The following is a 10,758-nucleotide window of genomic DNA, read 5'->3' as shown; positions in this document are numbered from 1 at the left end:
GCAGCTTACGGTGCCAGTGCAACTAACGAAGATGGAACTCCCGCAAAGATTACCAAGATTGATACTTCGAAAGTTAACAATCAGGTTCCTGGACAGTATCAAGTATCCATTACCGCCTCAAACGGCAAAACCTTCTTCGTACCAGTCACCGTTTTAGCTAACCAAGCTAACATCACCGCCCGTGGTATTTCCATCTATGCTGGCGATAACGTTCCAACCGATGCAGCAGCTTACGGTGCCAGTGCGACTAACGAAGACGGTACTAAAGCAACGATTACTAAGATTGATACTTCGAAAGTTAACAACCAGGTTCCTGGACAATATCAAGTCGCAATTTCTGCCTCAAATGGCAAGACGTTCTTTGTTCCGGTCACTGTTTTAGCAAATCAAGCTAACATCACGGCTCACGGCATTACGATCTATGCTGGCAACAACGTGCCAACCGATGCAGCAGCTTACGGTGCCACTGCCACAAATGAAGATGGTACCAAAGCAACAATTACCAAGATTGATACTTCGAAGGTTAATAATCAGGTGCCAGGTCAATACCAAGTTGCGATTTCTGCTTCAAACGGCAAGACTTTCTTCGTACCCGTAACGGTTCTGGCTAACCAGGCCAACATTACCGCTCATGGAATTACCATCTATGCTGGTGACAACGTTCCTACTGACGCCGCAGCGTATGGAGCTACTGCCACAAACGAAGACGGCACACCCGCAACAATTACTAAAGTGGATACTTCCAAGGTTAACAATCAGGTACCGGGTCAGTACCAAGTGGCCATTAGTGCATCCAACGGTAAAACCTTCTTTGTCCCAGTAACGGTTTTGGCTAAGAACGCTACCAACCCTGACGAATCCGGAAACAACGGTAGTGGTAATCAACCATCTAATCCAGAAAATCATGACAACAATGATGGAAATGGTGAAAATCCAAGCACGCCAAATAACGAAGGTGGAAATGATAACGGTGGTAGTCAAGTTGCTCCCAATCAACCAACAAATAACGCTGGATCGTCGGTAACTCCAGACAATCATGGTGACCACGTTTCAAAGCCTTCTGATCAAATTCCATCAGTTCCTGGTAACGAAGGTCAGAGTTCAACTGCTGCTAATCAGTCAACAAATCCGACTAGTGAGATCGCCAATGGAGGTAAGCAAACAACCACTTCTACTTCACTAAATAATCAAAATCAACCTTTAAACACTAATGCTGGTCATCAAATGACCATGAAGCCCCAAGGTGAGCAAGCTTCTCAAGCAACTAATCAATCCAACCAAAAGAGCGTTAAGAAAAACAAGCACGTTTTACCACAAACTGGGCAAAAGACTGCTACTTTCTTAGAACTCATTGGACTAGGCTTCATTGGTTCTGCTTTAGCTTTGGCTCTTCGTGATTTAAAACACCGCGTTAAATAAAAATAGATAAATTTTAAGCCACTATCATTTGATAGTGGCTTTTTTAGAATCTAAAAAGGACTCCCAAAATTTTGAACTTTGAGGGTCCTTATTAACCAATTAATTATTTACTTTTGAAAACGTTTGGTTTCATATGCTGAATGACTCTATTATTCATTAACACGTACAGGATTACGATTTGAATCGGAGTTGCGATGATGTTTTTGACAATCCGGATTGGCAGGTAATAGAAAAACGACGTGTTGGACATGATTGAGATCCAGAGGGTGTTGAAAAAGACGTTAATCACTAACGTGACAATTACCATCGTGATCGTCAAGCGCACCCAACCAATTTTTTGGTGGTGATAAAAAGCAAAACTATATATCAGGGCGGCTAACACGGCGGTAAAAGTGTAACCAATGAAAAAGCCGTACCCATTAATAAATGATTGCAGAATATCTAAAATCACTGCCGAGATGGAGGCCCAGAATGGACCAAACCACCATGCGATAAATACAGCGGCAATAAAGCCAAATCCAATCTCCAGATAACTAGTCTGAAACTGAATCTTACCTAAAACAATCTTGATGGCCATCAAAACCGCTAGATAGGTTAATCCCTTGGTGCTTAGGGGGAGCATCCCCCAATGTTCTAATTCTTTCTTCATACTGACATCTCCTTAGTGGAGCTGCCACCAAAATTGGCATAAATTAAAGTGGCGAATGCGGACCAAGCACCGCAAACTGTTAGTTTTTCGTTCAGCGTTCACATTCCGTTCCGCCGACACTTAACGCGCAAGGTCCTACTCCTAAATTTTTAGAACATTCTAAGTATACTCCTTTTAAGATAATTGTTTTGTTAAATATGGTCAGTCTGGGAATCGAACCCAGATTATCGAAGCCATCGCTGACCTACCATGACTAAGGTAAGAGAAAAAATAAGAAAATTGGTTTGATTAATAAGTAAGTATTAATCAAAGGTCCCTTTCCGATTAGTTCTCTTTGGAATTAACTACCTATGTATGATTTCTATTTATAAAAGCCCCGCCAGAGGAATGTACAAATCATATATATTAAAGATCGTAATTAAACTTTTAAAATTTAAACATAATAAGTAGTTAAGTGCAGAGGGAAGAATCGAACTCCCGTTGTTAAAAGTTACCAGACTCCGCAATAATTTATTCATCTAAGATACTAACAGGAACCAATTATTAATTGAGATCATATGTAAAAATAATACATTATTTTAAAAGAAAATTAAACGTATTTTTAGTTCATAATGAGGTACTATGAACCGTAAGAAAAAGACTAGTGCCCGTCTGTGGGCGCTAGTCTCTGGAAATTAAATTGTGATTACAAAATTAAATTATTGAAAACTAATGATTTTAAAATCGTCGTCATCGGCAAAAATCTCAAAGTTAAAGACCTGACCTAAATCGTAGTGTTCGACGTGATAGGCAACGTTGTCGTCAATGGCGTTTTCAAGTTTGGAAAGATTAAGCGCGGAGATAAAACTGAGCGCATACTCTACTAACATGATTGGGTTGTCGATTAGGTCGTGGAACTGGCTCTCGTCGTCTGAGACCGTGGTGATGTTTCCTGAAAACTCGTCACCGATGGTGTTGACTCCGTTGTAGCACTTCTGTTTGAAGAATTGGTTGCGGATAAATCCTAGTCGGTTGGCCTCATCACGGTCTTTGACTTGGTCGGTTTGGACCTGAAAGTTATCATCTGTTTTGTTTAGTTGACTGTGATTTGGCACAAAGTCCCAAATTGAGCGTTTGTCTTTAAAGTTTGGTGTGACGTTGTATGGATTTAAGCGGATGATTTCATGATCGTTAAGTTCGCATACTGGAAGCGATGAGTACAGGCTTTCTTTTTGTTGCTTCTTGATATAGGCATCCTGATACATCAAGACGAGATCGATCACGTACTGGGCGTCTCTTAGCTCGTTTAGTTTCATGGTATTCCTCCTTTCTGTGCCACTCAATATAGCAGGATTAGAGCGTGAAAGTCTAATATGTTGTTTATAAATTAACATGAAGTAGAGCGGAAATGTTTTATGTAAATATGATTACAAAGTGCTATTATAATAGTATTTATTAGAAAAGATGATTTGACAAAACAAAAGATATTTTTATTAGATAGTTAACATTTGTTACTAAATTCACTATATTACATCTTTTCTCAACCAATTAATTTTTGCGGGATTCTTTAACGAATCCAGCCGGAGGTTAAAATGAATATTCATAAATTAATTGCCCTAACGGAACCGAGTTCGCTCGTGTCAACCGTGATTCCCTTTTTACTGGGATTAATGTTTGTCAGTTATGATTACGGGGAAGTTGACGTCTTTAATTCTATTATTTTGTTACTAGCGTGTCTTTTAATCCAGTTGATGGCCAACTCGTTGGATAATCTGGCTGATTATCACTCCGCCTTTAAGACTTCGAAAAAAGCAGCCAAGAAGTTTCGGGAGCAGACTAATTCACTAGGGGTCAACAAGATTTCATTTAAGGCGGCAGTGATTACGACCATGATCTTTGCGTTTCTAACGGCCATCTTGGGCATTTATTTGCTCATTGAGACTACGATGTGGTTACTAGTGATTGGTGTAATTGGCTTTATTATTAGTTATTTGTATGCTAGCGGACCACTGCCCATCTCTCACACGCCCTTTGGTGAAATGGCATGTTCGCTAACGATGGGAGTGGGGATTACTTACACCGTCATCATGGTAAACGTGCCGGTATCACAATTTAGTTGGCAACTGTTTTTAAATGGCCTTTTGGTGTCCACACTCGCTCTGTTTCCGCTTGCTAGTATCATGCTTGCCAATAACCTCTGTGACGTAAAAGAAGACATCCAGTTAAACCGTCATACCCTAGCATCTTTCATCGGGAAAAAGTGGTCGTTAGTGGTTTTTACTGGTAATTATGTTGTGACCTATGTCATGGTGATTGTAACCGTCTGGTTGCGGCTACTTCCGGTTAGTACGTTACTGGTATTGTTCACGATTCCTGTAATTTATCAGCATGTGCGTAAGTTTGTCCATGTTCAGGACAAAAAACGGACGTTCATTCTTTCCGTCAAGAGTAGTTTTGCGATTTTACTAGCGCTGATTTTGGCAGCGTTCTGCCAGTTATTAATGGCTCTTTTTTAAATTAATCTCTATGAGTTGGAAAATGGATTCCACCTTTAAATTTGATGTCTTGACGTTAGCCTAGCTAGCGTCTTTTTTGACGGCAAAATTCCGCCATTTATCGGGATGGTGCTGATTCTCATCCCACCTTATGCTAGTTCTTGATACAAAGGCCTTTGGATCAAACTACTTTAGGGAGATTCAATTTTATGAATAACGAGCAAACGGCATTTCGATTTTTAATGGAAGATGACCACGAGGTTGTGATTTTTGGCGTACTGAAACGTTTAGGAATCAAACCATTTCACGATCAATATCAGGACCTGGTATCAGAGGGACGCCTGGCATTTGTGAGTGCGTATCAGCGCTATCCGGGTGATCAAACCGATGATAAGAGTCGATTAAATTTCATTTATCAGGGAGTTTACTGGCACCTTTTGGATCTATTAAAGAAGGAAACCAGGCAGAGTTCCAGAATTGACGTTGAAAATAGTACCGACCTGGATGTTATTTCCGATGGCGGCGAAGATGTCGAAACGCGCATCATGTTTGAAGAAGTCTTGAACCGATTGAACGAAAGTGAGCACCAGCTGGTTATACGGTTGTATCGCGGCCAGTCGATGACAACAATTGCGAAAGAACTTCATGTATCCAGAAAAACTTTGTATCAATGGCGCAAACACATTATCAAAAAGGTCAATTGGGGTAACACATTTACAAATTGATTCGTTTCTAGTAGGTGTAAGGGGTTGGCCAACTACCTTAACAAAATAAACTGAAGAGGATGGAAAAAATGAAAAGAAATTGGATGAAGACTAGCGCAACATACACACTTGCAGGAGAGGGTCACGCTGACGCCAAACACACCTTTAACAACCTGGTGCAGAACGTTTCAGAAGATCAGATCAAGCAGTTCGGTGTGATTTTAGCGGAATTATCCGGTGACTCATTTAAAAAGGCAACGTTGAGTTCCACTGATACTTTGGATGCTGAATAATTAGGAGGATGAACATGAGAAACTTAGAATTAGTTTTTAAATCAGATCAAAACAAGGTCAAGACCATTAAGTTGAGTTACGCTTCAAGTACTCTAGGCGAAGAAGTGGTCAAGAACGCCATGGACCGCATCGCCAAACTCGAGATGTTTCAAAAGGATGGCGTGAACTTGTACAACACACCGGTTTGTGCCCGCTACGTGGAAATTAAGAAATATCCGATCTATCAGGCACCGGTAGTCCCAGCTACCAAGTAAATTATGAGCTTAGAAAAGCGCTTCATTGTATATGAAGTGCTTTTTTTGTGCGTTATAATCGGTTTAATGGATGAACAAGTTCGAAAGGAGGAAGAGCATGAGTTTACGGTTTGTTTTAGCGCCAGATTCATTTAAGGACAGTATGTCAGCCAAACAAGTGGCAGGCGCGATGGCGGCGGGCATTATCAACGTTGATCCGTCGGCCCACATCGATAAAGTTCCAATGGCTGATGGTGGTGAAGGGACCGTTGACACGCTGGTTGACGCCACTCATGGAAGGAAGATTGACGTCACGGTTGATGGTCCGATTCCTGGTCAGAAGGTGGATTCATTCTTTGGAATGCTCGGTGACGGCAAGACCGCGGTCATCGAGATGGCGAAGGCCAGTGGACTGGAGTTAATTCCCGAAAACCGTCGTAATCCGATGATCACGACCACGCTTGGGACTGGTGAGTTGATTAGAGCTGCCATGGATTTTGGCGCCCAAAAAATCATCATCGGAATCGGTGGCAGTGCGACTGTTGATGGTGGAACCGGGATGGCAACGGCCCTTGGGGTCAAGTTCATGGACGAAAATGGAAAGGTCATTATTCCAAATGGATCCTCAATCGGTCGCATCTCCGACATTTCGGTGGCGGGACTCGATCATCGGATCGCCGAGACCGAATTTGTGGTGGCATCAGACGTGACTAACCCACTGGTTGGAAAGAACGGTGCGGCGCCGGTGTTCGGTCCCCAAAAAGGTGCCAACTCTAGTCAGGTCGTGCAACTGGACAATAATTTAAGAAGTTATGCGCACGTGATTAACGATAAATTAGGGATGGACGTTACCAGCGTTCCTGGCAGCGGTGCCGCTGGTGGTGTTGGTGCCGGACTGATGGTCTTTTTAAAAGCCAAATTGCGACCTGGCATTGAGATTGTGGAACAGACGGTCGGACTAGAAGAAAAGATTAAGCACGCCGACTGCGTTTTCACTGGTGAGGGCAGTATTGACGCTCAGACCAAGTTCGGTAAGGTGCCCTTTGGAGTCGCCAAGTTGGCCAAGAAATACCATAAATCGGTCTTCGTTGAGACGGGTCACATCGGTGAAGGAATTAGTGACCTGTACGATGCTGGAGTGTCGTCGGTGATTGACATCTTAGGCGGAGTGACGTCAATGGAGGAAGCCCTTAAAAGGGGACCCGAAAACATCGAACGTACCACCGAGAATATTATAAGAATTATCAAAGCCAGTTCGAAACTTTAGATTTTAAATAGAAATAAGGTAGAATAAGCGTATGTAGTAGTGGAGTACGTTTACGAAATGGCGGTAGGAAAATGAAAAAATTTTTTTGGAACCTTCTAATTGTGGTCCTGGTCGTTGTCGGGCTTGGTCTGGTCTTTAATTCTCAGATTACTTCATGGTGGGTTGGATACCAAGGCGGACAGAAGGCTAACAGTATCACCAAGCAGGAGGCTAAGCGCGGAAATCAACGTAAGGGCGATTATGATTTTAGTAACGTGAAGGCGGTCGACGAGAACGCCATTATGAAGAGTCAAAAGGCCAAACAGTCGCCCGCAATTGGCCGCATCAAGATTCCAGACTTAAACATTGATTTACCCATCTTTAAGGGGCTAAACGACGATGATCTAACGATTGGAGCCGGAACGATGAAGATGGACGAAAAGATGGGGGAGAAAAACTACGTCCTGGCGGGTCATCACATGAAGGACCCAAACGTGTTGTTTTCGCCGCTATCAAAAGCAAAGGTCGGACAGAAAATCTACCTTTCCAATCCTAGTAAGAAGTATACCTACAAGATTACCAGTAAGAAGATTGTCTCTGAAGATGACATCTCGGTGATTAATGATAATGGCAACCAAAAAGAAATCACGCTAGTCACGTGTGCTTCTGGGAATCCGGGTGAAACCAAACGGTTGATTGTGTCCGGTAAATTAATTAAATAGTTCAAAATAAAATACCGTGTCGTTATTAGTCTAATAACGACACGGTATTTTTGTGTCGTGAGTTGATAATATCAATTGTCTTGAAAGTATTCGCGAAGTTTCTTTTCAAAAGATTGGGGTGCTTCTGGGACTGGACTGGTAATCCACATCTCCAAAATAAAGAAAAAGGCCTGAGCCTGCAGATTCATAATCATATTTTTGGGAATCTTTTGTTTAACGTGAAAGTTGGGTGAGTTGTTCATAATGTTACTTTTATACTTTTTCAGTAAAAAAGCCATGAAAATCCCCTTGAGGCTTGGTTTGAGTAGGACACGAATCTGATCGCGATACTTATACACAAGCTCCGGTAGGCAATTAATCAAATTATTGACGTAGGTGTCGTCTGGATCACTTTCCTTATTAAATTCCTCGTCAATTTGATTGCATAATGTGGTTTGAATGTAAGTGATTAAATCATCAATGCTTTCGAAATTATTATAAAAGGACTTTCTTGATACGCCAGCCGAGTCTGTTAGTGATTTCACGTTGATATCAAAGATGCTTTTGTGACTAGCTTGAATTAGAAATTCGTTTGCGATTAAGTCCTTGGTTACATTGGTTGCCATATTTTTCTCCAGAATTTTGATATAAATCATTCTAAGAGAGTTACTCACTAGCGAGAGTTGTTCTAACTCTTTTGGATAATTAAGGCTTTTTACACATTAAGCGACCATTGAATGTGAATTGTATTATAGCAATTATAATATGATATCCTTTATAGTTTCCTGCATGAGTACGGATGTAAACTTTATAAATCAGTTTTTATGTACATCACAAGAAGTATTCTTATTTTTGGACTCGATCGTACATAACAAATTAAATTTTTTTAAAGGTTTCACATACTTGTTCTGGTGGAATTAATTTGATTAGCTGATCTACTAGTTACGTGGGTGCTAGTTGTGATTTCCATGAAACAAAAGTACTTATGTACTTTTTAACTTACTTCTTAGATTGAAAGTGAGTTTTGTTACTGCTTTTAAATATATAGTATTAATGTTACAAAAACATTACATTTTTTGGTGATTATTTACACATAATGAGTATTATGTGGGACTAGACACATGACGTTAGACTAAATAAAAGCCTATTATGACAGTATTTTACACACGTTGTGTAAAATGCAATTGTGTTCAATTCAATTTCGATTTGTGCAATAATTGCTTCAGGCTTAGTTAGCCGGTAAGTATAGATTAATTTGAAATTAGAAGGGCAGGTTTTTACTTATATGTTTAATCGTGATAGCAAAACACATTATAAGATGTATAAGGCTGGTAAACGATGGCTGTTCAGTGCCATTACAGTCACGATGTTTTCAGCCGGGATTTCAGGCGGAATCCTTATGTCTAACCAACATAATGTGAAAGCGGACGTTACTAACAACGCTCAGATGAATTCACAAAATAGTGATTCGTCTGATAAACAAGTAACAGTACCGCAAAATCAGACTACCAATGATCCGGCAACTGAACAGAACGTCACCAAGAGTGATGAGGCAGCAAGTAACCAAAATGTTACTGCTGCTCAAGACCCAGCTAAGAATGATGACGCTTCAGCTAAGCAAACCGATTCATCACAAAATCAGACAACCGATCAAAGCACCACTAAAAGTGATGACACAACCAGTCAAAAAACCGATTCAACAAACTCTGATCAAAACATAACAAAAAACAATGACACCACACCAGACAAGCAAGCTGACGCTGATGCCACTAAAAATGACAACACTACCAATCAAAAGGCTGACTCAGCAAAAGACCAAGACGCCAATAAGAGTGACGATGCTTCAAGTCAGAAGAATGATGCATCACAGGACCAGTCTTCTGATAAAAAAGCTGATGCCACTAAAAATGATGATGTGGCAAACAAGGAAGCCGATGCCTTAAAGGACCCATCAGCCGATCAAAAGTCTGACCAGGAGGCAGCTACAAGTGATAACACAGCAAATAAGCCAGACGCTGCGGTAGATGCTAACCAAAAGACTGATGATCAAGCAGCAACCATGAAGCAAACGGCGGCAGCTTTAGCCACCAATGATCCCCAGAATCAGCTAAAGAATGCCACTACTGATCTTGCTGCTGAACCATTTAAGATCACTGTTAGTGATCCAGACTACAAGTCTTATGGTGTTCCTTGGATTGATCCAAACTCTGATCATTTTACGTATGGTTTTGTCACTGTGAAAAATGCTGCCAATACTAACAAAGTAAAATGGATTGTTTGGTCAACTGATCGTACTGGTGACGGTATTGTTTATGTAAATGAAATTGACGCTGACGGGAACCTTCTTAAAACCTATGTTCTTAATCAAGACGGCGAAGTAGCTAACTCCGATTATATTAATGGAATACAGTATAAAAGATGGAGCAATAACTATAGTTCGATGGGATTTGAAGGCGATAATCCTGAACAGTATGTTTTCAGAAAAAACTGGTTCTATAATAACCCAGCCGGAGTGGATGCCAATCTTGGAGCTATGAATTCCTATACTCCAGATAAAGTTACTTCGACAGTTACGTGGACAAATAAGGACACTGGCGAAGTCATGGCTACCCATCAGTTCACTGGAATGGCGGGTCAGTCATATGATATTACCGGCATGCCACCAGAAATTCCCACCACTTATTACATTTCTACCGAGCCATCAAATGCTACAGGAACCATTTCAAGTTTTGGTGTAGTTGGGACTAAGTGGGTTTCACATCTGAAACAAGGTTACGAGGTAACCTATACTGAAACTGATGATCATGGTGGAATGAGTGTTCAATTAACGGATAAAGACGGAAACCTCGTTCCTGGTAGTGATGGTCAGACGACCTACCATATTGATGCTAGTTATAACTATGACCCAACAACTAAACAGTATTCATGGGATATTCCTGGATATGGAGTTGTGGTTCTTACCCCAATTTATGTTCCACAAACTCGTAAGATCGATTATCAAGTTGCTCAACTGGGAAAATTAGTTCCAGTTGATTCCAA

The 10,758-nt window shown here is 41.0% G+C and carries 11 protein-coding genes and 1 riboswitch; of the genes, 8 read left to right on the top strand and 3 right to left on the bottom strand.

What is annotated here, in order from left to right; genetic code table 11:
* A partial coding sequence (locus AC6UC9_RS06895; protein ID WP_500701536.1) for an LPXTG cell wall anchor domain-containing protein occupies window positions 1-1,419 on the top strand: 1,419 nt, incomplete at its 5' end.
* A 103-nt stretch (window positions 1,420-1,522) separates the two neighbouring features.
* On the opposite strand, the gene AC6UC9_RS06890 is transcribed toward AC6UC9_RS06895, so the two are convergent.
* Window positions 1,523-2,068: a folate family ECF transporter S component gene (locus AC6UC9_RS06890; RefSeq protein ID WP_500696001.1), complete on the bottom strand. Its 546-nt coding sequence runs from the start codon at window positions 2,066-2,068 to the stop codon at window positions 1,523-1,525.
* Between the two features lie 47 nt (window positions 2,069-2,115).
* Window positions 2,116-2,213: riboswitch (THF riboswitch) on the bottom strand.
* 553 nt (window positions 2,214-2,766) lie between these two features.
* Window positions 2,767-3,363, bottom strand: a complete 597-nt coding sequence (locus AC6UC9_RS06885; RefSeq protein WP_500694593.1) for a hypothetical protein — start codon at window positions 3,361-3,363, stop codon at window positions 2,767-2,769.
* Window positions 3,364-3,639: 276 nt separating this feature from the next.
* On the opposite strand from AC6UC9_RS06885, the gene AC6UC9_RS06880 reads away from it, so the two are divergent.
* The 6 genes from AC6UC9_RS06880 to AC6UC9_RS06855 all read left to right on the top strand — a co-directional run bounded on the left by AC6UC9_RS06880 (window position 3,640) and on the right by AC6UC9_RS06855 (window position 7,740).
* Entirely contained in the window at window positions 3,640-4,563 is a 924-nt protein-coding gene (locus tag AC6UC9_RS06880; RefSeq protein ID WP_500701535.1) for a prenyltransferase, read from the top strand.
* A 188-nt stretch (window positions 4,564-4,751) separates the two neighbouring features.
* Window positions 4,752-5,267, top strand: coding sequence for a sigma-70 family RNA polymerase sigma factor (locus AC6UC9_RS06875; RefSeq protein ID WP_500701534.1), 516 nt, complete (start codon window positions 4,752-4,754; stop codon window positions 5,265-5,267).
* A 68-nt stretch (window positions 5,268-5,335) separates the two neighbouring features.
* Window positions 5,336-5,539 carry a DUF1659 domain-containing protein gene (locus AC6UC9_RS06870; RefSeq protein ID WP_500694590.1) on the top strand — a complete coding sequence of 68 codons (204 nt, stop codon included), beginning with the start codon at window positions 5,336-5,338 and terminating at the stop codon, window positions 5,537-5,539.
* 14 nt (window positions 5,540-5,553) lie between these two features.
* Entirely contained in the window at window positions 5,554-5,793 is a 240-nt protein-coding gene (locus AC6UC9_RS06865) for a DUF2922 domain-containing protein (protein ID WP_500696311.1), read from the top strand.
* 97 nt (window positions 5,794-5,890) lie between these two features.
* A complete protein-coding gene (locus AC6UC9_RS06860) occupies window positions 5,891-7,039 on the top strand; it encodes a glycerate kinase family protein (protein ID WP_500701533.1) in 1,149 nt (382 codons plus the stop codon).
* Between the two features lie 71 nt (window positions 7,040-7,110).
* The gene (locus AC6UC9_RS06855) at window positions 7,111-7,740 is read left to right on the top strand and encodes a class A sortase (RefSeq protein ID WP_500696313.1); all 630 of its coding nucleotides are present in this window, start codon (window positions 7,111-7,113) and stop codon (window positions 7,738-7,740) included.
* A 71-nt stretch (window positions 7,741-7,811) separates the two neighbouring features.
* On the opposite strand, the gene AC6UC9_RS06850 is transcribed toward AC6UC9_RS06855, so the two are convergent.
* Complete coding sequence (locus tag AC6UC9_RS06850) at window positions 7,812-8,345, bottom strand: hypothetical protein (RefSeq protein WP_500694586.1); 534 nt, start codon at window positions 8,343-8,345, stop codon at window positions 7,812-7,814.
* A 659-nt stretch (window positions 8,346-9,004) separates the two neighbouring features.
* Between AC6UC9_RS06850 and AC6UC9_RS06845 the strand changes: the two genes are divergently transcribed.
* On the top strand, window positions 9,005-10,758 hold a 1,754-nt coding region (locus AC6UC9_RS06845), incomplete at its 3' end, for a KxYKxGKxW signal peptide domain-containing protein (RefSeq protein ID WP_500701532.1).

Source organism: Fructilactobacillus sp. X7R4C1 (assembly GCF_059901115.1).
The sequence above is the reverse complement of the archived record's forward strand: the minus strand, read 5'-3'. Positions and strand labels throughout refer to the sequence as shown.